General features: G+C 70.0%; 25 protein-coding genes. 18 read left to right on the top strand and 7 right to left on the bottom strand.

Annotated elements, in window-relative coordinates; translation table 11 throughout:
- The first annotated feature begins 38 nt into the window (after window positions 1–38).
- The 5 genes from ACFYTT_RS01840 to ACFYTT_RS01820 all read left to right on the top strand — a co-directional run bounded on the left by ACFYTT_RS01840 (window position 39) and on the right by ACFYTT_RS01820 (window position 8,276).
- On the top strand, window positions 39–6,512 hold the full coding sequence (locus tag ACFYTT_RS01840) for a hypothetical protein (RefSeq protein WP_387257148.1): 6,474 nt from the start codon (window positions 39–41) through the stop codon (window positions 6,510–6,512).
- A gap of 158 nt (window positions 6,513–6,670) precedes the next feature.
- Complete coding sequence (locus ACFYTT_RS01835) at window positions 6,671–6,934, top strand: hypothetical protein (protein WP_131050847.1); 264 nt, start codon at window positions 6,671–6,673, stop codon at window positions 6,932–6,934.
- Window positions 6,935–6,937: 3 nt separating this feature from the next.
- The gene (locus tag ACFYTT_RS01830; protein WP_131050848.1) at window positions 6,938–7,198 is read left to right on the top strand and encodes a hypothetical protein; all 261 of its coding nucleotides are present in this window, start codon (window positions 6,938–6,940) and stop codon (window positions 7,196–7,198) included.
- A complete protein-coding gene (locus ACFYTT_RS01825; RefSeq protein ID WP_387257143.1) occupies window positions 7,195–7,851 on the top strand; it encodes a hypothetical protein in 657 nt (218 codons plus the stop codon). The genes ACFYTT_RS01830 and ACFYTT_RS01825 overlap by 4 nt, the downstream gene beginning before the upstream one ends.
- Window positions 7,848–8,276: a hypothetical protein gene (locus ACFYTT_RS01820; protein WP_131050850.1), complete on the top strand. Its 429-nt coding sequence runs from the start codon at window positions 7,848–7,850 to the stop codon at window positions 8,274–8,276. Before ACFYTT_RS01825 ends, ACFYTT_RS01820 begins: the two co-directional genes overlap by 4 nt.
- 210 nt (window positions 8,277–8,486) lie before the next feature.
- Here the strand turns inward: ACFYTT_RS01820 and ACFYTT_RS01815 are convergent, their stop codons facing one another.
- Window positions 8,487–8,723 (bottom strand): DUF977 family protein, encoded by a 237-nt coding sequence (locus tag ACFYTT_RS01815; RefSeq protein WP_387257139.1) that lies wholly within the window; start codon window positions 8,721–8,723, stop codon window positions 8,487–8,489.
- Window positions 8,724–9,264: 541 nt separating this feature from the next.
- On the opposite strand from ACFYTT_RS01815, the gene ACFYTT_RS01810 reads away from it, so the two are divergent.
- From ACFYTT_RS01810 to ACFYTT_RS01790, 5 genes are all read left to right on the top strand, one after another.
- Window positions 9,265–10,467 carry a helix-turn-helix domain-containing protein gene (locus ACFYTT_RS01810; protein ID WP_387257137.1) on the top strand — a complete coding sequence of 401 codons (1,203 nt, stop codon included), beginning with the start codon at window positions 9,265–9,267 and terminating at the stop codon, window positions 10,465–10,467.
- A gap of 244 nt (window positions 10,468–10,711) precedes the next feature.
- Window positions 10,712–10,981 (top strand): hypothetical protein, encoded by a 270-nt coding sequence (locus ACFYTT_RS01805; RefSeq protein ID WP_176093625.1) that lies wholly within the window; start codon window positions 10,712–10,714, stop codon window positions 10,979–10,981.
- A complete protein-coding gene (locus ACFYTT_RS01800; protein ID WP_176093624.1) occupies window positions 10,974–11,588 on the top strand; it encodes a DUF6879 family protein in 615 nt (204 codons plus the stop codon). The genes ACFYTT_RS01805 and ACFYTT_RS01800 overlap by 8 nt, the downstream gene beginning before the upstream one ends.
- Window positions 11,589–11,637: 49 nt before the next feature.
- Window positions 11,638–12,429, top strand: a complete 792-nt coding sequence (locus ACFYTT_RS01795; RefSeq protein ID WP_176093623.1) for a DUF6082 family protein — start codon at window positions 11,638–11,640, stop codon at window positions 12,427–12,429.
- A gap of 9 nt (window positions 12,430–12,438) precedes the next feature.
- The gene (locus tag ACFYTT_RS01790; RefSeq protein ID WP_387257134.1) at window positions 12,439–12,723 is read left to right on the top strand and encodes a hypothetical protein; all 285 of its coding nucleotides are present in this window, start codon (window positions 12,439–12,441) and stop codon (window positions 12,721–12,723) included.
- Window positions 12,724–12,790: 67 nt separating this feature from the next.
- Here the strand turns inward: ACFYTT_RS01790 and ACFYTT_RS01785 are convergent, their stop codons facing one another.
- From ACFYTT_RS01785 to ACFYTT_RS01775, 3 genes are all read right to left on the bottom strand, one after another.
- Entirely contained in the window at window positions 12,791–14,287 is a 1,497-nt protein-coding gene (locus ACFYTT_RS01785; protein ID WP_387257132.1) for an alpha/beta hydrolase, read from the bottom strand.
- A 215-nt stretch (window positions 14,288–14,502) separates the two neighbouring features.
- Window positions 14,503–15,105 carry a response regulator transcription factor gene (locus tag ACFYTT_RS01780; protein ID WP_131050853.1) on the bottom strand — a complete coding sequence of 201 codons (603 nt, stop codon included), beginning with the start codon at window positions 15,103–15,105 and terminating at the stop codon, window positions 14,503–14,505.
- Entirely contained in the window at window positions 15,102–16,250 is a 1,149-nt protein-coding gene (locus tag ACFYTT_RS01775; protein WP_387257129.1) for a sensor histidine kinase, read from the bottom strand. The genes ACFYTT_RS01780 and ACFYTT_RS01775 overlap by 4 nt, the downstream gene beginning before the upstream one ends.
- 107 nt (window positions 16,251–16,357) lie before the next feature.
- On the opposite strand from ACFYTT_RS01775, the gene ACFYTT_RS01770 reads away from it, so the two are divergent.
- From ACFYTT_RS01770 to ACFYTT_RS01760, 3 genes are read left to right on the top strand one after another with little or no spacing between them, the layout of a single operon-like run.
- Window positions 16,358–17,239 carry an ABC transporter ATP-binding protein gene (locus tag ACFYTT_RS01770; RefSeq protein ID WP_131050855.1) on the top strand — a complete coding sequence of 294 codons (882 nt, stop codon included), beginning with the start codon at window positions 16,358–16,360 and terminating at the stop codon, window positions 17,237–17,239.
- Window positions 17,240–17,264: 25 nt separating this feature from the next.
- Window positions 17,265–17,984: an ABC transporter permease gene (locus ACFYTT_RS01765; protein WP_131050856.1), complete on the top strand. Its 720-nt coding sequence runs from the start codon at window positions 17,265–17,267 to the stop codon at window positions 17,982–17,984.
- Entirely contained in the window at window positions 17,981–18,667 is a 687-nt protein-coding gene (locus ACFYTT_RS01760; RefSeq protein ID WP_387257126.1) for a GPP34 family phosphoprotein, read from the top strand. Before ACFYTT_RS01765 ends, ACFYTT_RS01760 begins: the two co-directional genes overlap by 4 nt.
- On the opposite strand, the gene coaD is transcribed toward ACFYTT_RS01760, so the two are convergent.
- Both coaD and ACFYTT_RS01750 read right to left on the bottom strand, forming a co-directional pair.
- On the bottom strand, window positions 18,664–19,107 hold the full coding sequence (coaD, locus tag ACFYTT_RS01755) for a pantetheine-phosphate adenylyltransferase (protein WP_387257124.1): 444 nt from the start codon (window positions 19,105–19,107) through the stop codon (window positions 18,664–18,666). The two genes, ACFYTT_RS01760 and coaD, sit on opposite strands and share 4 nt — an antisense overlap.
- Window positions 19,104–19,637, bottom strand: a complete 534-nt coding sequence (locus tag ACFYTT_RS01750) for a DUF6817 domain-containing protein (RefSeq protein ID WP_387257122.1) — start codon at window positions 19,635–19,637, stop codon at window positions 19,104–19,106. Before ACFYTT_RS01750 ends, coaD begins: the two co-directional genes overlap by 4 nt.
- Before the next feature lie 285 nt (window positions 19,638–19,922).
- On the opposite strand from ACFYTT_RS01750, the gene ACFYTT_RS01745 reads away from it, so the two are divergent.
- From ACFYTT_RS01745 to ACFYTT_RS01725, 5 genes are all read left to right on the top strand, one after another.
- The gene (locus ACFYTT_RS01745) at window positions 19,923–20,678 is read left to right on the top strand and encodes a hypothetical protein (RefSeq protein ID WP_387257120.1); all 756 of its coding nucleotides are present in this window, start codon (window positions 19,923–19,925) and stop codon (window positions 20,676–20,678) included.
- A gap of 102 nt (window positions 20,679–20,780) precedes the next feature.
- Window positions 20,781–21,935, top strand: coding sequence for a LuxR C-terminal-related transcriptional regulator (locus ACFYTT_RS01740; RefSeq protein ID WP_387257118.1), 1,155 nt, complete (start codon window positions 20,781–20,783; stop codon window positions 21,933–21,935).
- Entirely contained in the window at window positions 21,932–22,465 is a 534-nt protein-coding gene (locus ACFYTT_RS01735; RefSeq protein WP_387257116.1) for a hypothetical protein, read from the top strand. The genes ACFYTT_RS01740 and ACFYTT_RS01735 overlap by 4 nt, the downstream gene beginning before the upstream one ends.
- 210 nt (window positions 22,466–22,675) lie before the next feature.
- Window positions 22,676–24,550 (top strand): ABC transporter ATP-binding protein, encoded by a 1,875-nt coding sequence (locus ACFYTT_RS01730; RefSeq protein WP_387257114.1) that lies wholly within the window; start codon window positions 22,676–22,678, stop codon window positions 24,548–24,550.
- A complete protein-coding gene (locus ACFYTT_RS01725) occupies window positions 24,547–26,367 on the top strand; it encodes an ABC transporter ATP-binding protein (protein WP_387257111.1) in 1,821 nt (606 codons plus the stop codon). Before ACFYTT_RS01730 ends, ACFYTT_RS01725 begins: the two co-directional genes overlap by 4 nt.
- On the opposite strand, the gene ACFYTT_RS01720 is transcribed toward ACFYTT_RS01725, so the two are convergent.
- Window positions 26,346–26,612, bottom strand: coding sequence for an acyl carrier protein (locus tag ACFYTT_RS01720; RefSeq protein WP_131050859.1), 267 nt, complete (start codon window positions 26,610–26,612; stop codon window positions 26,346–26,348). The genes ACFYTT_RS01725 and ACFYTT_RS01720 overlap by 22 nt on opposite strands.
- Between the last annotated feature and the right edge of the window lie 17 nt (window positions 26,613–26,629).

Genomic DNA, 26,629 nt, shown 5'->3' with positions numbered 1-26,629 from the left:
CCGGAGAGCAGTCGACACCCGCCGCCACGCGCGGGGACATGACCGAGGCGGTACGGCGGTACGGGTCGCGGTTCGACGGCATGCAGGGACTCGAGCACATCGCGCCGGTCCCCGAGGTCGTCGTCGGGTGGCTGCTCGCGCAGGTGAAGGCGGCGGCCGGTACGCGCGGCACGCACGCCGCCTTCGGCGCGGATCTCGAACGGCGTCTCACCTCGGACTACCTGCTCACCGAGTGGCCCCGGATCCGCAGCGAGACCGGGCTGCCGCTGTCGAGCGCTGCCGATGGCGGCCCGACCCCGTGGCTACGGGTGTCGCTGCGCGACCCGGTGGAGGCGGACCCCGACATCGAACAGATGCCCGACGGGCCACCCGTCACCCTCCAGCGCTGGGCGTTCGGCGGGTGGGAGGTGGCGGAGAGCGGCAGCGCCAGCGACCTGCGGACCGTACGCCTGCCGTTCACCTACTCGCACCCGTTGCCGGCTGACAGCGACAGCGTGCTGCGGCGGGTGGCGCTGACGGTGCAGCCGACGATGACGTACAACCAGACGTCGACCTCGGCGACGGTCACCGGCGCGGTGCAGGCGTTGACGCTGATGCGCAGTCGCGAACGCTCGTGGCCGTACCGCTACCGGATGCGGTGGCAGCTCCGCATGGGCGACGACGTGAACCGGCCGTGGACCGACCTGGAGAGTCCGCCGCCCGAGCGGTTGACGGTGTGGTTCCCGAAACACCTGGTGGAGGCGCCAAGCCCGGACGCGGAGCAGCCCCAACCGGCACCGCTGGAACTCCTCCGTACCGACCTGCCGCTCTTCGGCGTGCAGTCGGTGCTGAACGCCGACCTGATCTTCCGCGACGTCATGGCGTCGTTCCGGCCGCACCTCGCGGCGTTGTCGTCGGCGTCCAGACGGGACCTGTGGGAGTTCTTCGGCGAGTACAGCCTCCGCGCGAACATCCCGTTGGCGTGGACGGGCAGCCACCCGTCGCCGCTGTTGTTCGACGACGACGGGGCCGTGATCGGATATCTCCGGATGCGCACCGAGCTGGTCGCGCGGGAGGTCACCGGTCCGGCCACGCAGGACGCCGTGCTGGAGTCGCACGTGCTGCGGATCCTGCGGGTCGACGGTTCCGCCGAGGTCACCAACGCGGTCGGCGTCGACGGGTTCGTGAACCTCGGCATGTCGGCGACGCCGGCTGAGCCCGGTGTCGAGCCGACCGGCGGAGCCGTCCGGGGGCAGATCGGAGCGCGGCACCAGGTATCACACACGCTGGGATCGGGTGGTGGCGCGCGTACCTCGCACTCGCTGCGGGTGCGCAAGCCGCTGATCCCCCAGGGCGTCGATGTGGTCCTCGATGTCGAACTGGTCCGCGCGACCGGTGCCGCGGCCCGCCCCGAACCGGTGACGCCGCTGGGCTCCGGCGCGGCGCACCGGGCGATCCTGCGGGTACCACCTGCGGACCTGATCATCCGGCGGCCCACCACGCCGCGCTACCTGCCACCCGAGATCGCGCAGCTCCGGTCGATCGGCGTCTCCACCACGCCGTTACGGGTCACCGGTGCCGAGCCGTTGTTCGCCACGGCCGAGACCTGGCTCGCCGCGCACGGCTTCCTGCCGCCCGAGGGCGAGTCGACGCTGGACCGGCTGACCGACGAGGCCACCAGGGTGCAGCGCCTGGTGAACGTCCGCAAGCTCGACGTGACCCGCTCGGGTGTGGGACTGCGCGGCGCCGTGGACGAGATGATCGAGGGTGGCTATCCGATCGTCTTCGAACTCCCGGTCCGCGGTGAGATCCAGCGTGCCGAGGTACGCGTGTCCGCCGAGCGTCGTTTCACCGACGGGCCCCAGGCAGGAGCCGTCCACTTCCTGTTCCTGCCCGACGTCCAGACGCTGAACTGGATCGGTTCGACGCTGCCCGCCAGTGAGGGGCGCAGCCGTTCGCCGTTCGGCTGGAACGGTGGTGTCGCCGGGTCCTCCAGCAACCCGGCCGGGACGACCGGGACGGATCGTCCGGTGCAGGGCTTCTCCGGCGGCGTCAACCGCTTCTCCCGGCCCGCCACCATCACCGACACCACGATCGGGTTCGGGCAGGAGTCGTACGCGCTCAACCCGACCGGCGAGGGCTCGCACGCGTTCCAGGTGCCGGTACGGATGCGCCTGGAGATCTCGTGGAGCCACGGTGACACACCTCCGCCGACCGAGGCGGACGGGATGTTCACGTTGGCGGTACCCACCTACCGCACGCTCGCCGAACCAGCGGAGATCCGCCCGTACCGGGATCCCGCCACGCGGAGTGTCACCGACCAGGATCGTGCCGGCCTGAACCCACCGGACGAGCTGATGTACCGCGACGGGGTGCTACGGCTGCCCAGCCTGGCGCACGTGGACCGGGTGGAGGGCAGCCGGGTGATCCGTGCGCTGGTCAAGGCCCTGATCGGCGCCGGACACCACGCGGTCGCCGCCGACCGGCCCACCGCCGTACTCCCCCGGATGCCCGGCGCGTACCCCGGGGACGACGTGGCGGTGCCAGAGGCACCCGCCCCGGCGGAGGCCACCGGCGACGACGCCCCGGCTGCCGAGGGCGGGACCGTCTGGCCGTGGGGCGCCCGCACGGCGCGATGGCTCGGCGAGGCGGCGAGGTCCGGGTGGGCGTGGTGGCGACGACGGACGATCGGCGATCCGCTGGACCGACCGGAGAGCATGGCGCAGGAGGTGGCCCACGCGGCACTGTCGCCCCACCACCTGACGGCCAACGCCCTGCAGGTCTTCAACAACCAGTACGTGACCGAGAACATCGGCGGGCACGGCATGGTGTCGGGCACCGACGTCTCGGTGACGGTCGAGGGCTACCTCACCGACGTGAGACTCCTGCCGTCGCCCGGGATCATGGACATGGAGAGCTGGCTGCAGTCCTTCGACGGCTCGTCGCAGACGGCGGAGCAGAGCGTCGGGTACGAACTGCCGGCGACGCTCACCGGCACGTACGGCAGCGTCACGCAGTTCGTACCGGCCGGGACGTACACCCATCTCCGGCGGACGGACACCCGCACGACGTTCAGCGACAACACGATGGCGTTCCGGGTCACCACGGAGAACGACGTCTCGGTGTTCCGCTTCTCGGCGACGGCCGTCTATCTCGTCACGGTCACCAAGGGCCTCCGCAACGTGGTGGCCGGGACGCTCGCCGGCCGACCGTACGTCGAGTGGCAGGTCGCGGTCGAACTGCCCGATGCCGTGGAGTTCCTGCTCGTCGAGAACGACCTGATCAACCACCCGGAGCTGCGGCAGATCCCCGGCGTTCCGCAGGTCGACCCGGAACAGAGCCTCGCGATCGCCGACCGCACGTTGCCCTCCTGGTTCGTGCACGGTCGCGGGAGGCTCGGGTTCGGCGTCGCCACCGCAGTGGTCCCCCGGGGCGCACGTCCGCAGCTACGTACCCACGTCCGCGCACTGGTCGAGGCCCAGGCACCGGGCGTGACCAGCCCCGGCAACGCCGCATACCTGCCCGGTGTCCGATCGCGGATCGCCGACCACACGTCCACCCTGGGGCTGCGGACCCTGATCAACGTCGGCCCCGATGGCCGCGCCTCGTTCCACTTCGTACACCGGTCGTGGCTCGGCCCACGGGCCGTGGAGGTCGAGTTCCGCGCGCAGCCGGTCGAGGACGCCGCGCAGCTCGCGGCACGGCGAGGCCGGCAGACCTCGTCCAGCGCGGGCCTGGACACCATCCTGGCCCACTCCTCCGGCGAGGGCGGCTCGCTGCCGACCCCGGGTGCGAGCAAGCTGAGCGTCACCCGGGTCGTCGCCAACAGTGCGGCCTTCTCGCCGGCCGTCAAGCAGTACGGCCACCAGACGCAGCCCACCCTCTCGATCGGCGCCCAACACCAGCGTGTGCAGACCGCGACGTCCCTGCGGGAGTACCGCACCTGGGAACGGACCATCGTCACCACCCAGTTCGACCGCGTCCCCTACACACTCGGCGTGACCGTACGCTCGATGCCGTTGGAGGACGCACTCGTCGTCCGGGTGGGCCGGGCCGCGATCACCGGGCTCCTCACCACGGGCCGGCTCGTCCGGCGGGCCTGGCCGAACCTGCCGACGCTGAACGCGGTCGGCGAGTCGTCCCATGCCTTCGCGGCCCTGGTCACGTTGCGTTTCAGCCAGGCGGAGACGCCTCGCCTCCCGATCGGCGACCACCGGCAGGTCCCGCCGCTGCTGCTCACGTCCGCCCCGACCACCGTCGTACCGCCGCCCACCGACGCGGTCGTCGTCGACCTGGAGATCCCGGCAGCGGTTCGCGACCTGGTGACCGGACCGTCCTGGCGGCTGAGCCGACCGTTCTCCGTGTACGACTTCGACGCCGTCGCGCAGCTCGCCCGCGCGATCCGGACAGTCGACCCGTCCCTGGCCGACGACGACCAGCTACACAACTCGACGTCGGCGGAGGGCATCTTCGTCCGCCTGTCCAGCCTCGTCCGCTCGGGCCGGGTCACCATGCTGGAACCCGCCGCGGTGGGCCGGTTGCTGGGCCGCGCGGGCAGACCGGGTACGTCACTGCAGTTCGCGCTCTACGCGCCCCGACCCGCGAGCTCCAGTCGCAACGTGGCCATCGACGGCATCAACGCCAACACCGACAGCTTCACCACGACCGTCACCGGGGCGACGACGCCGACGATGACCTTCGGCGACGCCCACCCGCTGACCCGGGACGTCACCAACACCGGCGGCCCGGCCGTGCCGGTCCTCGGGGTCGACGCGGCACACGGTCAGGGCGTCGGCGGCTCGGCACAGCGACGCGAGATCCTCCGGTTCGGCACCCCGACGGAGTCGGCCGCCGGCCTCGGCACACCCGGACACCAGGTCGTCGCCGTCGCCGTGATCCGGGTCGACGGCCCCCACGGCACCCGGTGGGTCGTCGGCAACATCGACCTGCGCACCACGGAGGCCCCACCCGCCCCGGCACCGGTCGACGTGGTCACGCCCGGCACGCCGGAAACACACTCCCCTGCCCGGGACGTCGCGCCACCGCACGCCCCGACCATCGCGGAGCAGACCCCGGCCGACCTGCCGTCCACGTCGGCGGCCCCACCGTCCGTCGCGTCGGCGGTACGCACCGACGGCGGTCCGGCGGCGGTCGTCGTCGCCGAAGCTGTCGAGGACGACCCGCTGATGCCCGAGGAGATCACCTCCGTGGACGGGGTCTGGTTCGCCGGTGCCCCGCCGGGACCCCGCGACGAGCTGGCGCTGACCTCCCTGACGCAGGCAGTGCGGGCGGCGGAGGCAGAGCGGCACGTGGTGATCGTCAACACGCCCCGGCTACAGCCGCAGCACGCCTCCGTCGTCGCGGCGATACGTCAGGCGGTGGATCGGCTCGCCTGGTGGGACGGGCGTGGTGTGGTCGTCGCGGTGCTGCGCGCCGACGCGGTGCTGGAGGCGTGGCTCGACCGTGCGGCGGTGGTGACCGTGCGACGAGTGCCGGCACCGGTCGACAAGGACCGGGTGGCGCTGGACACGGTCTGGGAGCTGCGCGGCGCGGGAGGCCGGCGCGAGCTGTTCCGGGAACGACCGACCGCCGACCTGGTGACCGCAGCAGTCGAGGCGGGCCGGACGGTGGCACGCCCACCGCTGCCACGGGAGCTGGCGCGGTGGCTCTCCACCGACACCTGGCCGCAGCGGCAGGCCCTTCTCGACGAGCTGGGAGAGCGGCTCGTACGCCCTGACATGCTCGACGCGCTCGAACAGACCGCGACCGCCGAGGGGCGCCCGGGAGGCGTCCTGACCTGGCTCGACCAGGTTGGTCCGTGGCAGGTGGCGGATCGGATCAGGCACGACTCGGAAGGCGTGCGCGACGAGCTCGGGCTGGTCGACTCCCGCAGCACGCGGCGCGGGATCGCCAACCGGGTGCTGGAGGAGATGTGGGCGGAGAGCCGCGCCGCCCGGGAACTCGCCGCGATGTCCGTGCTCCTGCGGCATGAGCTGGCCGCCCGTGACGACACCGCACCACCGACTGAGACGGCGACCACCCCGGCCGTCGCGGACCCGTGGAGCCCGCATCCTCCGGTCGCCGGGCTGTCGACCCGGCAGATCTTCGCCTACCTGACGCGCGGCGAGCCGGAGTGGCAGGATCCCCGCGCCGGCCGCTTCCTGCTTCGCGCGGTGTTCGACCGCCACCTGTCGTACGACGACTACGCCGCACTGGTCCTGGCGGGCGCCACCAGCACGAGCCAACGGGTGGAAGGTGTCATCGCCACGGCGGTCGCCGTCGTCCTGGAGCTGTCCCGCCGGGTCCCCGACCAGGACCACGACGAGGCGGTGCTCCGCAGCATCGACGACGTGATCACGAGCGTGCAGTGCCTGATCGACCCGACGCTGCGGGTGGAATGGGTGTCGCGGACCGACCCGGCCTGGTGGAGCGGAACGCCGCTGGCCGCCAGCCTGCACCGCGACGGCCGGCTCTCGTCCACGACAGCCCGACTCGACCACCTCGCCGCGCTGATCGCGTCTTGCGGCTACTGACGTCGACGAGTTCTGCCGCGACATCGGCTACCTCGCCCCCGCCCTGACCCTGGTCCTTTCAAGATTCGGGGCTGCGGAAGGCAATTCATGTTGGATAGTGTCTGCCTCGCTACGTTGTGTGTCGAACGCCATTGCCCGCAGCAGACCGGAAGGACGGCATGGCCAGCATCGAGCAAGTCAAGGCCGAACTTGCCCAGGCAGCCGAGCAGTGCAACGCCACGACGAACCAGATCAGAGCCGCCATCGAGGGCACCGAGCAGGTGCTCTCCCGGCTGAGGGCGGTCGCGGCCGGCACCGGACATCCCGCGATCTCGGAGGCGATCAGCCGCGCCGAACAGAGCAAGCAGCGGCTGATCGAGGCGGCCACCGTCCTCCAGGGCAGCACCCAAGCCGCCCGGCAATACATCAGCATCCTTGGCTGACCGGTGAGTATCGGCGAGGTCAAGGCGGCCCTGACGCAAGCGCACCAATCGCTCGACGAGGGCAGGACCACGGTCGAAGGGGTCGGTACGGACCTTGACGAGGTGTCCGCACTTGCGCTCGCCACCCTGCACGACAGCCAGCGGACCGAAGCAGCGCAGGCCCGCAAGGCCATCGCCGACGCCATCCGCGAGGTGAAGCTGATCTTACGGGTCCTCGCCGCCGCTCAGGACAACGGCCGCGCGTACCGGGATGTGCTGGGATGAGTGGCCTGCTCGCCCAGGTCATCGTCCAACTCAAATCCGCCGTGGACCAACTGGACGGCATCGCGGCACGCGCCACACGCGCCGCAGCAGACGCCGCCGAGGCAAACGCCCTCTACACCCGGGTCGGCACAGGCACCGACCATCCGAAGCTCCGGGCTGCGGTGATGCAGAGTCGCGTCGGCGTCGACAAAGCTCACCGGCTTGCCCGGCTGAGCAGCGACGCGGCCCGGCACATAGGCGCGTATATGAATACCATCGCTCCGGGATCGGCTTCGCTACCAGTCTCCGCCTCCGGGCCGCCGTCCGGTGAGGAGATCCTGACGGACAGCGATCGTCGTGCCCTCACCCGCGAACGGATGCGGGGAATGCTCACCCAAGCCGTACGCAAGGCCGACGAGCTACAGGAGCGGGCGGCCAACGCGACCGAGGCCACCCAGCAGATAATCAAGGTCTCTCGTGGCCCCCAGGGTCCTACCGGAACACACCACACGGGCACTGGCACCCCCGCCGCCCCGGGCGCCGCCGCACCACGACCGAAGATTGACAGCGCGGAGGCCGCAGGCAACCTTGTGGTGGTTGGCCTGCTTGCAGGAATGGGCGCGCGGTGGTTCGCGATGGCGGCGGGCAGGATGATTGCGAGGTTGAAGCGATGACGGTTCAGGCGCTCAGCGAGCTTGTCCGGGCGTTGGCAAGGGCTGACTGGGATGCTGCCGAGACTCTTGTCGCGGAGATTGGCCGTGGCGGCTGGGTCGGCGGTCTACAGATCATCGGTGCGGCGTTCACCCTCGCCGTCAACCGTTACTTTGGCCCCGGCACCACCCCGACCGACGTAGCCGCCTGGGTGGCCACGACCCGCGCTCGCTACGACGAGGGCGACACCCTGCCAGCCCTTGAGATGGAAGGCCTCATCCGCGCCGCCCTCGGTGAATCGCAGCTGGTCGACAGTATCCCCGCCGAGACCATGATCGCCGCCGAGATCTTCGTCCTTGGTCAACTGCTCCTAGAGATGACCCTGACTCCGGACGAACTCAATGAGTTCGTGGCAGAGGCAGAGGAGGTCGCAGCCGAGTACATGTAGGCGTGCGTCCATGCTGACATCGACATCCGTCGGCTGAGCTAGGCCGATGATCATTCGGGAGCCTCCCCCAGGACGGAACTTCGCGGTGGCGCGATCATCTTCGTGGAGCTGACGATTTGGCACTGAATCGGCGGTTTCCACTGAGTCTGTGCGTCGATCTCATGGACACAGCAGACTTCGCAGTGCGTGGCTCCTGCGTGGCTCCTGTGGCTAGGGATCCTGCTCCGCTGGGTTGTCGACGAAGACGCCCAAACCTTGTCGGCCGATGAGCTCGCCAGACTCGATCATGGAATCGACTGCCCTGCGGACGGTCGCAGAGGTTGTCGAGTGCTGGGCCATGAGTTCGCGCGTGGTCGGGATCTTCTCGCCTGGCTTCAACAGGCCTGCCTGGATCCGTGCCCTCAGATCATCGCGGATGGATCTCCAGAGGGGCTGGGCGTAGGGCATTCCTTGATGGGATCACCGGCCTTGAGGAAGAAGACAAGCAACCCTAACTTTGCTAGTAATCCTAGAAGACTTGAACGTCAACGCACAACTGAAGGGAGGGGCCATGGGCCGGCGGTGGAAGTGGTTCTTACGACCCGGCAGGGTGGCGCTCGACATCGTCGGGCAGGAGGCGCCGACGCAGCTTCGTCGGCCTGAGGTGGACTCTGTCGTGTCGGACCTCCGGATGACCTCGCGCTGCGACGGTTTGGAGGTCACCGAGTTACCTGAGGAGCGGTCGACGCGGCCGCGAAACGTGGTCGCGGGTCGCTACGTGCGAAGTCGGTCCGGTACACGCAACCGGGGCGAGGGACCGCGATGATTGTGGCAGTGCGGCTGCGCGACACGCCGAGGCGCGAACAGCCATACTGCCACGATCATGTGCGCGCTTCTCGCCCGGCTCGCGGCCTGTGCCGGACCGGGTCGAGGTGGTGACGATGATGGTCGTCGGTGCCGTACTGCTGGGGTTCCTGGCCGGGCTGTTCGCGTTTCGGGTGAAGTCGCGGTGGTGTCCGCGCTGTGGGGAGTCGACCGACGCCATGCCCCCGACCGGCGGCAGCAGATGAGCCACCGGCGCGACCACAACTCCGTACCCCTCGGGCGGCGGGTCGCCGAGCTGCGGGCGCACCGGGGCATGACCCAGCAGGCGTTCGCGGATCGGCTCGGCAAGTCGAAGAGTTGGGTCGACAAGGTCGAACGCGGCGTACGTCAGCTCGACCGGTACTCGGTGATCCGGGAGATCGCCGACGCGCTGCGCCTCGATCCGGAGATGCTCCTCGGCCCCCGCCGGCCGCCACCCACGACACTATGCCTGGACGGTGTCGACGCGATCCGGGCTGCTCTGGCCTGCTACCAGCACCAGCCGGAGCGCACGGTCACGGCGCAGCAGGCCGGTCGACAGGTCGCGCACGCCTGGATGAGTTACCAGCACGGCCGGTACCCGCAACTCGTGGGAACCCTGCCCGGCCTGCTCGACGCGACCCACGGTCTTCGGAGTCTGCTGGCGTCGACCTACCGGATCACCGCCGCCGTACTGGTCAAACTCGATCACGCCGACCTCGCCTGGCTCGCCGCCGACCGGGCCGTCGCCACCGCCGCCGGTGACCCCACCCTCGCCGCCAGCGCCACCATCGGCGTCGCCCAGGCGCTACGCGCCCTCGGCCACCACCGACTCGCGCTCACCGCCGCGCTCACGGCGGCTGACACCACCGACGACGACGCCGTACGCGGCACCCTGTTCCTCCAGGCCGGGCTCGCCGCCGCCGGTGACGGCGACCGTCGCAACGCCCACGACCTGCTCGACCACGCCGCCGCCCTCGCCGACGGACCGATCGACCACACCGACGGACAGCACACCGGCTTCGGGCCGGTCGCCGTCCAGGTGGCACGCTGCCTCGCCGCCCACCGCCTCGGCGACACCGTCCAAGCCGTTGAGCGACACGAACACGCCCTCGCCAGCGACGACTGGCCACGACTGCCACCCGAGCATCGCGCTGCACACCTGATCGACGCCGCCCGCGCCTATCTCGACGTCGGCGATCCCGGCCGAGCCGGACACGTACTGATCGACGCCGACAGCGTCGCGCCCGCCGAGGTCCGCAGTCGCCCCGCTGCCCGTACTCTCCTCGCCGAGATCCTCCAGCGCGGGCCCGCACCGGCCGACGTCGCGCGACTGGCCGCCGTGATCGGCCTGATCCGCCAGCCCTGACCACGCGACCCACGAGTCTCGACCTCGCCCGGACGGCCTTGAGGCATGGTGCACGAAGTACCGCTCGGCGAGCTGATCCGCGCCTTCCCCCGAATCCTGGGCAGCGCCGTCCGTCGTCAGTTAGTGCCCGCGTGAGTGGGACGAAGATTGACTTCGGGTCGTGCGAAACGGAGACTCACTGGCGCGATTCGCGGCCCAACCCTGGCTATTCTGAACGCCCGTTCCGTGACTGTGGGAGATGGGCGTGGAGCCACGATGGAATGCGGACCCGACGGCGACGTTCACGCGACGACTTGGCCGCTCGGCTGGTGAGCTGGGCGAGAGTGGCGGCACGACGACCTGCCCTGACATCTGGGAGCTCTCGAATGGTGACGTGGCGGTCATCGGCCGCGACCTGACCGATGCCTACGCCAGCCGGCTTCCGGACAGCGTCAGCGTCGGCAGCGACGAGCGTCTGGTCGTCATCCCGCGCAGCATGATCCTCGCTGCGAAGCCGGACATCCCGGATGCGTGACCTGCTCCGGATGACGTCCGGGGAACGGCTGAGTCTGTCGGCCTATGAGGCGGACTTCTACGCCACGGTGGAGTCCATTGACGAGCCGATCCTGAAGACCGAGCGGATGCAGACGTTCCGGGAGCCTGGCAGCCCGAGCTGGGAGGCGTTCGACGCGGGCAGGTGGGACGAGGCGTTGCTGATCGCAGCGCAGCCCAACCCGGATCTGGCGCAGTTCTTCGCTCTGCTCGCCGAGCGAGAATCCGGGCTTCACCGTCTGCGGATCGTGGAGCTACCGCTCACGCCGTACCTGATCTGGGAATTGAATTTCCTCCGTTTCCGCGCCGAGGCTGGTGAGCTCATTCGGGTGCTCACCGCCGACAAGGTCTGGGAGTACGAGCAGGAGCACGGCGTGGTGCCGGAGCTGATGGTGGCTGGCGACAGGGCCGTGTACGACGTCCGCTACGACGCCGACGGAACTCCGATCGGCGCGGAGAAGTTCACAGAACCGCAGGTTGTCGAGGGCTGCCGATCGCAGGTACGGGTAATGCTCGCCCGGGCAGAGCCGTTCGACTCGTTCTTCGACCGTGAGGTCGACGGGCTGACACCACCCGACGCCCACCTGTAGTAGCCTCGCCTCCACGTTCGAGCGTGGAGGCGGTGTGTCCCGGTCACGGATGGTCACCGATTTGGCTCGCCGATCGATGACGCCGACCGTGCTCCTCCTCGCAGTGCTGGCGATCCTTGCTGCGGTGCTGCTGTCTCCCGCCGGGCTGCTCTGGATCGGCGAGAGACCCGGTTACGACTGGTCGTTGCTCGGCAACGTCGGTGAGGCTTATGGAGCAGCCTCGGCGATCCTCGCCGGTCTCGCGCTCATGGGGGTCGCCATCTCCCTGATCATTCAAGCGAGGGAGGCCAAAGCAGCTCGCGAGCAGGCACTTCGCGCGCTGCACACCGACCTGCTCAAGATGGCTATCGATGATCCGGGGCTGTTGGAGTGCTGGGGACCGATCGAGCAGTCAACGGACCTGGAGTGGTTCCGCAAACACGTCTACACCAACCTGATCGTGTCGCACTGGCAACTCATGTGGGAAGTTGATCTGCTGAGCGAAGACCACCTGGAGGTCCTCGCTGATCAGTTCTTCAAAGGCATGGCCGGACGGCGTTTCTGGGCAGAGGCGAGGGGCCCACGCATGAAGGCGGAGACGTCCCGACGAGCGCGGCGTTTCACCCTGATCGTGGACCGGAGCTACCAGGCGGCCGTCACTGCGGGTCCGCCAGCCGATGCGACGGACGGCCGATCATCGTCGAACGATCGCGCGGTAGGTCCTGACCCGCATGAGTCGCAGAGCGGAAGGCCCCAGAGCCGCGCAGTAGACCTGGCGCTTGGTGCCGTCCTCGGCGGCGGTGTGGCACTCGCCGCCCGCTACCTCGTCCGACACGGCCGCGCTACCAGCGGAGAAGGCTGAACCCGCACAATGGCGGCGCCGCCGCCGGGCAGCCCACTCCGGGCCGAACTCGGCCAGGCCACCACCGCGCTGCGCCAGTTCCGGCAGGTACTGACCCACGTACGCGCCGCCTCCCCCACCGCTCTCGAACTACGCCGCAACATCGGCATGGTGTTGCTCTCCGAAGGTGAGGCGGCCGAGGCAGTCGACGAACTGCGGCCGCTGCACGATGACCTCTGCGTCGTCTACGCCCCTCAGCACGACGAGACCCAGGAAGTCGCCGAAGTCCTCGCCCGGCTCCGACTCACCCACTGACCCGGACGTTAGGAAGGGACCCCTGCTATACACGAGGCGTTAGCAGGGGTCCCTTCCTTGCATGCGGTCAGCCGCGCGGGCAGGTTCTGTCGGTGGTCGGCATCGTGCCGTGGACCAGGTACGACGTGGTCAGGTTCAGGGCGCAGGCGTTGCCGCTGAGCACGTAGACGCCGTGCCCGCTCTCGTTGGCGGTCACCAGTCGCGCACGCTGCCCGAACTTCTCGCGCAGCAGCTTCCCACCCGCCAACGGGGTGACCGGGTCCTGTCGGTTCTGCAGGATCAGCACGTTGCGCGCTCCCTCGGCGCTGATCGCGACGGGCGGTTCGGACGGCTCGTGCGTCCAGTAGGCGCAGGGGGTGATGTTCGCACTGGCGGCACCGAACAGCGGATACCGCTTGCGGTCCTCGGCCACGGCGCGGCGGTAGGTGTCCACGTCCTCGGGCCACGCGACGTCGTTGCAGGTCACGGCGAGGAAGACGGTGAAGGCGTTGTCGGTCGGGCTGGGCGTTTCCGTCGTCGTCGGCTGCGGCACCTGCGACGGGTCAAGGTACGCCTGCCAGGTCCGGGCCAGGTTTCCGTACTGCATCTTTCCGTAGAGGTGGGCGAAGGTCAGGTAGCGGAAGATGGGGCCGGTGAGCCCGTCGGGTGACGGCGTCCGGTCGAGCCGTTCGGCGATGGCGAAGTAGGTCCTGCGTACCTGTTGCGGCGTGCGGCCCAGCCCGTAGGAGTCGTGCCGTGCCGCTGCCCACGTCGCGAAGTCGGGGAAGGTCTGCTCCATGCCGAGCGCGAACCGGCGCAGTCCGTCCCGGTCGAGGTGGGTGTCGCCGATGTTGCTGTCCAGCACGATCCGGTCGGTGGTGGCCGGGAACATCGAGGCGTACGCCGCACCCAGCGCCGAGCCGTAGGACGCCCCGTAGAAGCTGGCCTTCGTCTCGCCGAGCGCGGCGCGGATCCGATCCAGGTCGCGGGCCATGTTGGCGGTGGTCAGATGTCGCAGCCGCCCGTCGGGGTCGTTCGCCGCACAGCGGGCGGCGACCTCCTCGGCGATCGCCGCCTGTCGGATGACGTCCGCATCGTCGACGGCGTACGGCGGGATGTTCGCCCAGTAGGCGTCGTCGGCGGTGAATCCGCAGCTCATCGGCGTCGAGTGCCCGACGCCTCGGGTGTCCATTCCGATCAGGTCGTAGGCGTCCACGACGCTGGCCGGCAGGCCCTGCCCGATGAGGAACCCCGGCTGGTCCAGGCCGGTGCCACCCGGCCCGCCCGGGTTGAACATCAGCACGCCGCGCCGCTTCTCCGGCTTCGTGCTCGCGATCCGCGAGATCATGAGCTCGATCCGGGTGCCGTCCGGGTCGCCGTAGTCCAGTGGGACGGGCACCGTCGCGCACTGCACCTGTGCCTGCACCGTCGGCGGCACCACCACGTCCGCAGGGCACGCCGTCCACTGTGGCCCGGTCGGCGGTCTGCCGCCCGTCGATTCGCCGGCCGTCGCCGGGACGACCGCCGCCAGGGCACCGACCAGGCCGAGCATCCCGATCAGGGCGATGCCACGCTGTCGTCTCACGTCCAGGTCTCCTGTCGTCGTCGGGGTGGTCCACCGGGTACGGCCACGGTGCCGTGGGGCACGGTCGGGCGGGAGACGCGTCGGGCTCCTTCGCCGTCCGCCGCGATGGACCTACCTCGATGACACCAAGCCCCGTCCGCCGCGGACAGTGACGCCACGTCACCGCTTTCGGGTCGGGATGTCAGTGCGGGCGTACCGCTACGAGCTGACGCGGCTCACAGCCAGTCGTGTTCGCGGGCGTACCGGGCCGCCTCGTGGCGGGTCCGGGTCTGGGTCTTGCGCATCGCGTTGGAGAGGTAGTTGCGGACGGTCCCGGGCGCCAGGTGCAGTCGGACGGCGATGTCGGCGACCGAGTAGCCCTCGCCGGTGACCCGCAGCACGTCGGCCTCGCGTTCGGTCAGGGGGCAGTCCTCGGTGATGGCCAGTGCCGACACGTCCGGGTCGATCCACCGTTTGCCCGCGTGCAGGGTGGCCACGACCGAGGTGATGTGGGCCGGTTCGGCGGACTTGCTGACGAAGCCCTGGACGCCGAGCCGCAGCGCCTTGCGCAGTACGCCGGGACGGGCGTGCCGGGTCAGCATGAGGACCACCTGGTCCGGGAGCGTACGCCGGATCTCCGCGACCGCGCCGAGGCCGTCGACGCCGGGCATCTCCAGGTCGATGACGAGGACGTCGGGCCGGTGCCGCAGGGTGGCCTCGACGGCGGACCGGCCGTCGTGCGCCTCGGCCAGGACGGTGATGTCTCCCTCCAGCGGCAGCAGTGCGGCCAGGGCCGTCCGCAGCAGCACCTCGTCGTCGGCGAGCACGATGGTGGTCATCGGTCATCCCTGCCCATGGTCGAGGGGGTGCCGGCGTGAGCCGTCGGGAACGTCGCGGCGGTCCGGAACCGCCCGTCCTGCTGTCGCACGGTCAACTCGCCTCCGTCGTCCGCCACCCGCTGACCGAGGACGGAGAGGCCGCTGAGTTCGGTGGGTTCGTCGCCGGTCGCGCCGTCGTTGACGATGGTGATGCCCGACGCGGAGAGGGTGATCTGGACCTGGGTCGCCTGCGCGTGCCGCAGGATGTTGGTGGTCGTCTCGCGCAACACCTGGCCGAGCAGCTCGCCGACCCGGGAGTCGACCTCGCCCTCCCGGGTCACCCGGACCCGGATGCCGGCGGCCTCGAAGAGGTTCTTCGCGTTCTCGATCTCCGCGGTGAGGTTGAGCCGCCGTTGCGCGTGGGCGAGTTCCTTGGTCTGCGCGATGGTGTCGCTGACCAGCGCGTACGTCTCCCGCAGTTCCTTCTCCGCCCGGACGGTGTCGCGGACCAGCAGCTTCTGCGCCAACGCGATCTTCAGTTTGACCACGTGCAGGGTGTGGCCCTGGATGTCGTGCAGATCGCTGGCGAAGCGGAACCGTTCCCGCACGACCGCCAACTCCGCCTCGCGTTCCCGGGTCTGTTCGAGTTCCCGGATCAGGTCGTAGAACCGCTCCCCCACCACCGTCATCAGCGTCACGACGACGGTGAGGGCGGCCGGGACGAGGACGTAGGCGACCAGGACCTGGCGGACGTCGTCGCGCTCCACCAGGAGTCGTGTCGCACCGACGGCGGCGACGTAGGCCAGCAGCGCGACCGCCGCCAGCACGCGCCGTCGCACCTCGCGCAGGGCGAGGGAGCCCACGGCGCAGACCCCCCACCAGGCGTTCGGACTGCCGGTGACCAACGCACCGACCGGCCACACCGCTGCCGCGACGGCCAGGCACGGCAGGGCGACCCGCGCGAGGTCGTCGGCGGTCCACCGTTCGAAGGCGACCAGGGCCGCCACCACCCCCGGGGCCAGGACGAGAGCGTGCCACCAGGTACGCGAGTCGAGGTACAGCAGGAGCAGCGCGGCGAACACCACCGGCGGGAGTGAGGTGATGAGGTTGATCCGGCGCAGCCGTCCCCGCGTCGACTCGGTGAAGCGCGCCGATCTTGCTGTCACCATCCCAGTATCCGGCAGTGACCGGGCCTGAACAGTGACACCACGTCACATCCGGTCATGACGTGCGCGCACTGACGGGTCCCGACGATCCGCGCTGTCATGGAGGCATGTCCAGCACACCAGTCATCGACGTCGAGCGCCTCAACCTGACCTACGGCGACTTCCACGCCGTGCGGGACCTCTCCTTCCAGGTGCGGCGCGGAGAACTCTACGCACTGCTCGGCACCAACGGAGCCGGGAAGACCTCGACCCTGGAGGTCGTCGAGGGGCACCGGAAGCCGACCTCCGGCACCGTGCGCGTCTTCGGGCACAGCCCTCAGGATCGCCGCGCGGTACGTCCCCGAATGGGCGTGATGCTCCAGGAGAGCGGATTCTCCCCGGACCTCACGGTCCGCGAGTCCGTCGGGCTGGTCGGCCGGCTCACCCGGCGTACGGACGACGTCGACCGGCTGCTCGACCTGGTGGACCTCACCGATCGGGCCGGTCGGCGGGTGTCCCAGCTCTCCGGCGGTGAGAAACGGCGACTCGACTTCGCCACCGCCGCCTACGGCACCCCGGAGCTGATGTTCCTGGACGAGCCGACGACGGGCCTGGACATCCAGTCCCGCGACGACGTCTGGGCCACGGTGGACCGGATGCGGGAGAACGGTGCCACGATCGTGCTCACCACGCACTACCTGGAGGAGGCGCAGCAGCGCGCCGACCGGATCGGATTGATGCACCAGGGTCGCCTGCACCGCGAGGGCAGCGTCACCGAACTGACCCGTACCCTGCCCGCGGTCATCCGCTTCACCCTGCCCACGGCGGTGCCGGCGCTGCCGCTGGCGGCGGTCGTCGACGCCGACGGCACGGTCGTGGTCGAGACCTTCGCCCTGCAGAAGGACCTGCACGTGCTGCTGCGGTGGGCCGAGGAACACGCCGTGGAGCTGCGGGACCTCACGGCCGGGCCGACCCGGCTCGACGACGTGTTCCGCGCCCTCGGTAGCTGATCCACCCTTCGACAGGAGTGTCACCATGTTGGCCATCGCGTCCAGCGAGCTGATCCAGATCTTCCGCAACCGGCTGGTCCTGATCACCAGCCTCGTCGTCCCGGTCGCGGTCTGCGTGTTCTTCGTCCGCCAGCACGAGACCTTCGCCGCCATCGGCAGCCTCGGCTACATCGCGGCGATCGTGATGTTCACCGTGGCCGCGTTCGGGCTCTACGCCACCGCCGTCACCACCCTGGCCTCGCGGCGGCAGAACCTGTTCCTCAAGCGGTTGCGCTCCACCGCCGAGAGCGACGCCGGCATCCTCGCCGGTCTGTTGCTGCCCGTCGTCGTCCTCGCCGTGCTCCAGGTGACCGCGATCCTGATCGCCCTGGCCGTCGTCGCCGGTCAGCCCTCCGACGTCCTGCTGCTCGGGGTGGCGACCATCGCCACCCTCGCCATGATGGTCGGCCTGGCGCTGGCGACCGCAGGACTGACGAACTCCCCCGAGCACGCCCAGGTCACCACGCTTCCCGTCACCCTCGGCGTGATCGCCGTGGCAAGCTGGGTGGGCATCACCGGCACGGCGGACCTCGCCTGGCTCAAGCGGCTGCTGCCCGGCGGCGCGGCCACCGAGCTGACCGTGAACGCGTGGAACGGCGGCGTCGCCGTGGCCGACTCGCTGCTCCTGCTGGCGCCCACACTGGGCTGGGTCGCCGTCGCCGTCGCCCTCGCCACCCGACTCTTCCGCTGGGAGCCCCGCCGATGACCACCGACTCGTGGAAGCCCTCGGACCCGCCGACCCTGACCGAGGATCTTCTCCTGCTCCTGTTCCAGCCCCGGTCCGGCACCATCGCCGGCGAGAACACCCTCTTCTACGTCCTCGCCGGAGCCGTCCTCGCCGACCTCGCGCTCAACGGTCAGCTGGCCACCACGGCGAAGGGTCGGATCAGCAGCGTCGCGGAGCACGTACCCTCCGACGACATCCTGAGGGCGACCTGGGACTACCTCGCGGACAAGCCGCGCAGTGCGCAGACCGTCCTGGCGGCGATGGGACCCGGCCTGCGGCAGCCGGTGCTGGACAGGCTCGTCCGGCGTGGCGACATCCGTCAGGAGGAGCGCAAGGTGCTCGGACTGTTCCGCTCCACAGCCCTGCGGGACGGCGGCACCGACCGGCGCGCACGCCTGCTGGACGACGTCCGGCAGGTCCTCGTGGAGGGTGCGGAGCCGTCGGCCCGGATCGCCGCGCTCGCGGCGCTGCTTTCCGCCAGTGGAACGCTTCCCCAGTTCGATCGCGAGATCCCGTGGACGTCGCCGGTGATCACCCGGGCGAAGAAGCTCGAACAGGGGGACTGGGGCGCCACCGCCGCAGCGGAGGCCGTGACCCGCACCGTGACGGCCACCGTCGTCAACAGCACCGTCGCGGCCATCACCGTGCTCCCCCGAAGCTAGCCCCGGCCGCCGAGCGTGCGCAGCGCGGTCGAGGAGACTGCGGCGAGGTCGGGCTGGGCGGGCAGGAACACGGTGGGTACGCCCAACGACTGGTTCATCGCCGCGAGTCGGCACTCGGCCTGCAGGTCGCTGGTGTTGCGTACGCCCCGAACGATCGCCCCGATCCCGTGGTCACGGCAGTACGTGGAGGTGAGGCCGCTCCAGGCCGCCACGGTCACGGAGGTCCACTCGACCGGCAGTGCGGCCCGTACGGCGGCGGCGCGCTGCCCCTCGTCGGTGTCGGGATGTTTGACGCTGTTGACGGCGACGAGCACGACCACCTCGTCGAAAAGGTCACGTGCCCGGCTCACCACGTTCAGGTGCCCCGGGGTGAAGGGATCGAAGCTGCCGGGATAGAGGGCTCGCACGCGTACGCGGACGGTCGACGGCGCGGTCGTCACGGACGCAGGACCTGCTGTACGTCGCTGATGACCGGCGCCGAGGCGAGAGGCGCCCAGGAGGCGAACAGGTCCCGGAAATAGGAGCCGTACTGGTCCGCCACCGCAGGATCGCGCTCGATGACGTCCAGTTCGTTCACGATGGTGAGATCCACCAGCGCCCGGAGTCGCGCCGCGTCCGGCACCAGCATCCGCCCGGTGAACCGGTCGAACACCTGGCCCGTCTCTGCCAGCTTCCGCCAGGTGCGCTTGCGGTCGCAGGCGCCGTACAGGTAGACGATCTCCTCGGCATCGGCACCGACGAGGTCACGCAGCACCGGGCGATCGGCCAGATCGAGCAGAGTGAGGTCGAACCCGTCGGTGCCGTAGACGGCATGGGTGAGGCCGGCGGTCGCCACGTCACTGCCGCAGCCGAGGGCGTCGAGTCGTTCACCCACTCGGCACAGGTGGGCGTACAGGGTGCCGCCGGGATGAGCGATCCGCTCCGCTCCGCGCTCACGGAGCCACTCCCGCATGCCGCCGTCGGTGCGCATGGCCCAACCGTAGATGCCGGCTGTCGAATCCGTCGGGCGACCGCGCGGCGCGCGTCCCCGCCTCGGGCCAACGCGTCGTGGTCGACCACCGCCACCGTGAATCCGAGGGCACGTGCCGCCTGCGCCTCCGCCGCGAAGTGGTCGTCGGGTTGGCGTGGGCGCATCGGATTCGCGGGGACCATCAGGATCACGGACACATCTTGCCGTGCAGGCTCCGGTTGCCCCGATCCGTCGCCCGGATGGCGGTCCTACAGGGTTCGTTGCGGTTTCCCGCAGGCATTCGGTGTGAACGGCGCAAAGCGCCAGCGGCCCATTGAGACAACAGAACATCCGGTCGACCATCGCCGCAGTTGTCCTCGACGCACCGAAGGGAACCGCATGTTCACAGAGCGCAGGGCTCGGCGGGCCGGCCTGATGGCGGCGACGGTGATGAGCCTCGTACTCGGCGTCGCGATCCAACCCGTAGGAGCCGCCACGGCAGACGTCGGCACGACACCTACCGCCCAGTTGGGTAAGGGGACGGTCGTTGCAAGGACCGTCTTCACGACGAGTACGGGCGAGGAGTACGTCGCCGAGCAGTCGGTGTCCGTCGTCGCCGCCTCGTCGGCGGCCTCGACCACACAGGGGTGTCCAGCACCACCACCGGACTCGACGACGTCCGCTCAGACGGTCGGACTGTTCTGCGTACCCAAGGTCCAGTGTCGGACGCTGGACAGCACCTACCGGATCTATGTCATCCCGACCTACGTCGACCTGGTTCGCTGGCGGATGCGGTACACCTGGTGCTGGGAGGGTTCGATGGTTACCAGCGTGACTCCCACCCCGACTACGCCTGACATCCTCAGCGGAACGATCCGCGTGTCCGGCGGCATCTCCCGCACCCAGGGAAGCCTCCCGGCGCGTGGTGGTGTCGATGTCTACACCGAGGGGCTGCAGTTCGACGTGATCGCGTTCGGTCTGCCGATCAAGGCGTTCAACCCAAAGATCCGCTTCTACCTCACCAGCGTCGGCAACGCCTACAACCTGTCAGTTCTCGCCTGACCGACAACCCGCAACGGCAGGCCGTGACATCGTCGCGGCCTGCCGCCAGCGCCCGGTGCACAGGTCCGTTGGGCAGACAGTGCGGTGTGCGCCGACTGAGCAATGGCGCATGCGCGCCGCCTCGCACGATTGCGGGATTACGCATTCGTCGGCACCGAAATGGTCACGGGACTCCGGACGCGCCGCTCGGCTGCTTGGATGGAGTCCGAAGTGGGAGGCTCGATGCACGGACCCTCGAAGCGGGTCGCTTTCGGCGATGCGATCCCATCCATCGTCCGTTGGGGACACTCGCCGGATTCGGACCTCGTCTACCGCGCTCTGCTCATGCTGGGACCACGTCCAGCTCGGGATATCGGCCGGACGCTGGGCCTGTCGCCAGGCAGGCTCTCGGCTGCCCTGGACGAACTGGTGGCGGTCGGCGCCGTGCTCCTCGGAGTCGCGCCAGGACGAGACGAGCAGGTCTGGTCCGCCCGCTCACCGGCAACCGTGCTGGAGTCTCTGCGGAGCAAACACGCTCAGGACAGTGCCGTGCGGTCGGCGGTCGGTCTACCGCCCCCCGTGGCGACGGTGACGTACGCGCGCGAACACCTCGGTGACGGCCTGATTCACCTGCCGAGCCGGGCTGCAGCCCGGCGACGGCTGGCCGACCTCGCGCGAACGACTCGCCACGAACACCTGGCGATGAACACGGAGATGAGCTTCGACCCAACGTCGGCCCGATCCGCCGTGCCGGTCGACCGGGCACTACTCGACCGTGGCGTCACGATGCGGGTACTCGGCCGGCAGAGCACCGACGAACGCGATCCGCTCCTCGGGCACGGACGCCGTCCCGACGAGCCGGGCCCTGACTACCGGCAGGCGCCGTGCGTACCGATGAAGCTGATCGTCATCGACCGCCGGGTTGCGTTGTTCCCGGTCTCTCCGCACAACTTCGACCGGGGATACCTGGAGGTCAGTCAAGCGGCCGTGGTATCCGCGCTGGTGAACCTCTTCGATCGTGAGTGGGACAGCGCCCGTCCACCGCGGAGTTTCAATATGTCCACGATCATACTCGACGACCGGGAGCGGGCGCTGATCGCCCTACTCGCGCAAGGCCACACCGACGTATCCGCTGCCCGCGAACTCCAGGTCAGCGCACGCACGGTGAGCAACATCCTGCGTACGCTGATGGACCGGGTCGGCGTCGAGAACCGCTTCCAGCTCGGGCTGGCGCTCGGGGCGGCTCAGGCCGCCCCGAGCGCTGGAGGTGACCGATGATTTCGCTCTTCCGTCGGCTGGTCGGGACCGGCCTCGTCGTCGCGTTGCTGCTGGTAGCCGCACCGGCCAGCCCAGCGCACGCGTCGCCGACCTTCTGGTCCGCGGTGCCCTGCGCCACCGGGGACATGACCCCGTACGTCGCCGGGCCGTTCGAGATCTGGGTTTCCGGCTGGATCGAACCCTGCCCGGAGACGAACCCTCGACACGTCCTCTCCGCCAGTTTCTCGGTCGTGTACTACCCGGTGAGCGGAGCGCCGTTCCGTGGCCGGCACCTACTGTACGACGGCGCAGGCGTACGCACGGCGTTCGGCGGTCAACTGAACGGCGGCCTTCTCGGTCTCGCCGCCGTCTGTCTGGCGTTCGACACCACCGGGCGTCTCGAATGCCTGGCCGTCGAAAGCACGGGCACCGGGTTCGTCTCGGTGCCCATCGGTGTGGACGACTCGCGGGTGGCCGCGCCCGTCAGCCTCGAGCCCCGAACCGGCAACGGCGGGCCCGGCACCAATCCGACGTGCGGCAACTGCGTCTGACCGAGTTCGCTACGGACCGGTCAAGTGGTAGACCGACAGCCACCACATGATTACCTGCCGTCCGGCTCGCCATGATCTTCGGACCGTGATCGGCCGGCCATATCGCCTAGGCTCTGGATGTCCTGCCGCGCGACGGATTGACGTCGACACCGACACATCGATACGACCGTCGATATGATCGGCCGACGATCGACGCCTGCGGAGGTTCGGATGCGGATGGCACGGTTCTCGGCGGTGTGGCGTGGTGCCCGGTCACGGCTCGACCGCTGGCTGTCCATCGCCCGTCTCCTCCCGCACGCGGGCGTGCCGACGCTGGGCGCGGCCCTCGCGGTGAACGTTCTGCTCGGTCTGCTGCCGATCGGGTTCATCGTGGCCACGAGCGTGATGGTGCAACGGCTCGCCGAGGCGATCGGTGGCGACGAGAAGGCGTGGAGCGCGACGGTGCTCGCGTTGGGTCTCGCCGCGCTGGCCTTCTTCCTCCAGCAGGTGCTCGCACCGGCGCAGACGGCGTTGGGGCATCTGGTGACGTGGCGGGTGGACGCGTGGTGCACGCGCCGCCTTATGACGTCGGCGTTGGTGGACGCGCCGATCTCGGCGTTGGAGGACGCGACGGAACTGGATCGGCTGAGTCGGGCCCGGGAGGCGTTCGGCCGGACCATGCCGACCCCGGGTGACGCCGCCGCCGGTGCGTTGGCGTTGCTGCCCCGGTACGGGCAACTCGTCGGGGCGGTGGTGGTGCTCTGGGTGGCGTTGTCGCCGTGGGCGGCGGTCGTGGCCGGGGTGACGGCGCTCGTGGTGCGCTTCGGTCAGCGTGGGGCGCTGGGGCGGTTCGGGACGTTCCTCAAGGGTCTCTTCCCGACGTGGCGGCACGCGTCCTATGTGCGGTCGATGGCGGCGGGCGCGGCGTTCGCCAAGGAGATCCGGGTGTTCGGTCTGATCGGCTGGGTCCGGGAGCGGCACCGCTCGGAGTACCTGGACTACCTGCGGCAGTTCTGGGCGGGACGGCGGCGGATCAACCTGCGTCCCTTCCTCGGGTACGCGGCGGTCGGCCTGGTCGGGGCGACGGTCGTCTTCGTGTTGATCGCGCAGGCCGCCGCCGGTGGACGGCTGAGCGTGCTGGAACTGGGGCTGGCGGTGCAGGCGGCGCTGATCCCGATCCGCTTCGGGGTGCACTTCCCGGAGAGCGACGTGCCGACGCAGTACGGCCTCCAGTCGTACGAGGCGATGACCGACTTCGCGCGGTCGGCCCGGTCGCGGGCGGCGTTGGCGGCGCCGGTGGCCGGTGAGTCGGCGGCCGGTCGCCCGGATCGGGAGGTGCGGTTCGAGCAGGTGCGGTTCCGGTACGCCCCGCAGGGTGCGGAGGTGCTGCGGGGGTTGGATCTGACGTTGCCGGCGGGCCGGTCGACGGCGATCGTCGGGCTCAACGGCGCCGGCAAGACCACGTTGGTCAAGTTGTTGACCCGGTTGTACGACCCGGTGGCGGGCCGGATCACGGTGGACGGGCGGGATCTGCGCGAGTTCGACGTGGCGCAGTGGCAGTCCCGGATCGCGGTGGTGTTCCAGGACTTCGTCCGGCTGGAGCTGAGCGCTTCGGAGAACGTCGACCTGGCGGCGGGTGCCGACCCCGACGACGAGGCGCCCCTGTGGGCGGCGCTGGACCGGGCGGGGGCACGTGAGGTGGTCGAGGGGCTCGACGCCGGTCTGCGGACGACGCTGTCGAACCGGTACGCCGGTGGGCAGGACCTCTCCGGTGGGCAGTGGCAGCGGGTGGCGTTGGCCAGGGCGATGCGCAAGGTCGCCGCGGGCGCGTCGATGATCGTGCTCGACGAACCCACGAGCCAGCTCGACGTCCGCGCCGAAGTGGACTTCTTCGACCGTTTTCTGGAGATCAGCCGGGGGTTGACGACGGTGGTCATCTCGCACCGGTTCTCGACGGTCCGTCGGGCCGACCACATCGTGGTGGTGGCCGACGGGGTGGTGCGGGAACAGGGCACCCATGAGGAGTTGGTGGCCGCCGGGGGTAGTTACGCCGAGTTGTTCCGGTTGCAGGCCGACCGGTTCGTCGATGCGGAGGCGGGCCGATGAGCGGTCTGGGGCGGGCGGCCCGGTTCCTGGTGGTGCTGGCGCTGCGGACCGACCGGCGGCGGGCGGGGTTGGCCGCCGTCATGATCGCGGCCGGTTATCTGGCCTCGCCGATGGTGGCGGTGCTGCTCGGTCGGCTGGTCGACGCGGCGCTTGCGGCGCGGACGGACGTGGCGGTGACGCTGGCGACGGCGGTGGCCGTGGTGCTGGTCGTCGAGTTGATGATGGCGCACTTCGCGCATCTGCAGTATTTCGAGCTCGCCGAGTTGATGGAGCTGAAGCTGCACGGCGAGTTGATCGAGCGGGCCAACGGCAGCGTGGACCTGGCGCAGCTCGACGACTCCCGGTTCGCCGACGAACTGCAGGTGGTGCGGGACGACATCTCACCGATGCAGGTTCCGGTGGAGGGGCTGCTGCAACTGGCGGGTGTGGTCGGTCAGCTCGTGGTCACGACCGTACTTCTGGGGTTGTTGAATCCGTGGTTGGCGCTGCTGCCGCTGGCGGCGGTGCCGCCGGTGCTGCTGGCGCGGCGTGCGCAGCGGTTGGTGGACCGGGCCAAGGACGACACGGCGGAGGGGATCCGGCGCTCGCAGCACCTGTTGCAGGTCGCCACCTCGGCGTCGTCGGTCAAGGAGTTGCGGCTGTTCGGCACCGGCCCGGACCTGGTGCGTCGCCAGCAGGCCACGATGGCGGCGGTGACGTCGACGGTCTGGCGGGCGCAGGCGAGCGGGGCGGCGGTCCGTGCGGCCGGGCAGGCCTTCTTCGCCCTCAGCTACGGGGCGGCGCTCTGGCTGGTGGTGCGGGACGTCGCCGACGGTCGGGGCAGCGTCGGCGACGTGGTGTTGGCGGTGACGCTCGCGGTGCAGGTGAGTCTGCAGGTCGCCAACGGTCTGGGGCTGCTCGGCACGCTCCAGGGTTTCGGCACGACGGTGCGCCGGCTGGAGTGGCTGCGGGCGGCCAGCGCGGTGCCGGACGGGGTGTCGGAGCCGAGCGGGTCGACGGCACCGACCCGGCTGGACGAGGGCATCCGGTTCGAGGGTGTGGGTTTCCGCTATCCGGGCGCCACCCGGCCGGTGTTGCGGGACGTGACCTTCGAGTTGCCGGCGGGCAAGACCGTGGCGATCGTCGGTGAGAACGGTGCGGGCAAGAGCACGCTGGTGAAGCTGCTGTACGGCCTGTACCGACCGACGCAGGGCCGGATCCTCGTCGACGGCGTGGCACTGGACGAGGTGGATGCCGCGCAGTGGCGGTCGCGGACGTCGGCGATGTTCCAGGACTTCGCCCGGCTGGAGTTGACGCTGCGGGAGAACGTCGGGATCGGCGCGGTGCAGCGGATCGACGATGAGGAGTCGGTGCGGCGGGCGATCGACTCGGCGGGGGCGCAGCGGGTCGTCGACGCGGTGGAGGGCGGACTGGACGGCTACCTGGGCACCGGCTTCACCGACGGGCAGGAGCTGTCGGGTGGGCAGTGGCAGTCGTTGGGTCTGGCCCGGTCCCAGATGCGGATCGAGCCCCTCCTGCTGGCGTTGGACGAGCCGGCGGCGGCGTTGGACGCCGCCGCCGAGCATGCGATCTTCGTCCGGTACGCCGAGTCGGCCCAGCGGGCACAGCGACGTGGCGGGATCACCGTCTTCGTCTCCCACCGTTTCTCCACGTTGCAGATGGTGGATCTGATCGTGGTGCTCCAGGACGGTACGGTGCGCGAGGCCGGGTCACACGCCGAGTTGCTGGCCAGCGACGGGCTGTACGCGGAGCTGTACCTGATGCAGGCGCGCGCGTACGGTCCGTCCGGTGAGGATCAGCCGCCGGTGGCGCGTTGACGGTCGATGAGCGCGGCGAGCCCGGCGACGCTGACGTTGTCCATCAGCTCGACGGCGGAGAGTTCGACGTCGAAGAGGTCCTCCGCCTGGGCGAGCATGTGGACCAGTTGCATGCTGTCGGCGCCCAGCGCGATGAGGTCCTGGCTCATCTCGTCGGGGGTGAATCCGAGAAGGGGCTCGACCACCTCGGTGACGAGTCGGCGTTCGGTGTCGGTCGGTGCGGCGGAGGGGCTCAGCTCAGTCATCTCGCTCTCCAGTCGGG

The organism is Micromonospora sp. NPDC003816 (assembly GCF_042874705.1).
In the GTDB taxonomy this organism is placed as follows: Bacteria; Actinomycetota; Actinomycetes; order Mycobacteriales; family Micromonosporaceae; genus Micromonospora.
This window is presented reverse-complemented; position numbering and strand designations above follow the sequence as displayed.

What these genes read in the sequence shown, in the direction of transcription:
- ACFYTT_RS01840 (WP_387257148.1), top strand. Translation starts at nt 39, where the DNA reads ATGACCGAGGCGGTACGGCGGTACGGGTCGCGGTTCGACGGCATGCAG.
- ACFYTT_RS01835 (WP_131050847.1), top strand. Translation starts at nt 6,671, where the DNA reads ATGGCCAGCATCGAGCAAGTCAAGGCCGAACTTGCCCAGGCAGCCGAG.
- ACFYTT_RS01825 (WP_387257143.1), top strand. Translation starts at nt 7,195, where the DNA reads ATGAGTGGCCTGCTCGCCCAGGTCATCGTCCAACTCAAATCCGCCGTG.
- ACFYTT_RS01820 (WP_131050850.1), top strand. Translation starts at nt 7,848, where the DNA reads ATGACGGTTCAGGCGCTCAGCGAGCTTGTCCGGGCGTTGGCAAGGGCT.
- ACFYTT_RS01815 (WP_387257139.1), bottom strand. Translation starts at nt 8,723, where the DNA reads ATGCCCTACGCCCAGCCCCTCTGGAGATCCATCCGCGATGATCTGAGG.
- ACFYTT_RS01800 (WP_176093624.1), top strand. Translation starts at nt 10,974, where the DNA reads ATGCGTGACCTGCTCCGGATGACGTCCGGGGAACGGCTGAGTCTGTCG.
- ACFYTT_RS01795 (WP_176093623.1), top strand. Translation starts at nt 11,638, where the DNA reads ATGGTCACCGATTTGGCTCGCCGATCGATGACGCCGACCGTGCTCCTC.
- ACFYTT_RS01790 (WP_387257134.1), top strand. Translation starts at nt 12,439, where the DNA reads ATGGCGGCGCCGCCGCCGGGCAGCCCACTCCGGGCCGAACTCGGCCAG.
- ACFYTT_RS01780 (WP_131050853.1), bottom strand. Translation starts at nt 15,105, where the DNA reads ATGACCACCATCGTGCTCGCCGACGACGAGGTGCTGCTGCGGACGGCC.
- ACFYTT_RS01770 (WP_131050855.1), top strand. Translation starts at nt 16,358, where the DNA reads ATGTCCAGCACACCAGTCATCGACGTCGAGCGCCTCAACCTGACCTAC.
- ACFYTT_RS01765 (WP_131050856.1), top strand. Translation starts at nt 17,265, where the DNA reads ATGTTGGCCATCGCGTCCAGCGAGCTGATCCAGATCTTCCGCAACCGG.
- ACFYTT_RS01760 (WP_387257126.1), top strand. Translation starts at nt 17,981, where the DNA reads ATGACCACCGACTCGTGGAAGCCCTCGGACCCGCCGACCCTGACCGAG.
- ACFYTT_RS01750 (WP_387257122.1), bottom strand. Translation starts at nt 19,637, where the DNA reads ATGCGCACCGACGGCGGCATGCGGGAGTGGCTCCGTGAGCGCGGAGCG.
- ACFYTT_RS01740 (WP_387257118.1), top strand. Translation starts at nt 20,781, where the DNA reads ATGGCGCATGCGCGCCGCCTCGCACGATTGCGGGATTACGCATTCGTC.
- ACFYTT_RS01735 (WP_387257116.1), top strand. Translation starts at nt 21,932, where the DNA reads ATGATTTCGCTCTTCCGTCGGCTGGTCGGGACCGGCCTCGTCGTCGCG.
- ACFYTT_RS01730 (WP_387257114.1), top strand. Translation starts at nt 22,676, where the DNA reads ATGCGGATGGCACGGTTCTCGGCGGTGTGGCGTGGTGCCCGGTCACGG.
- ACFYTT_RS01725 (WP_387257111.1), top strand. Translation starts at nt 24,547, where the DNA reads ATGAGCGGTCTGGGGCGGGCGGCCCGGTTCCTGGTGGTGCTGGCGCTG.
- ACFYTT_RS01720 (WP_131050859.1), bottom strand. Translation starts at nt 26,612, where the DNA reads ATGACTGAGCTGAGCCCCTCCGCCGCACCGACCGACACCGAACGCCGA.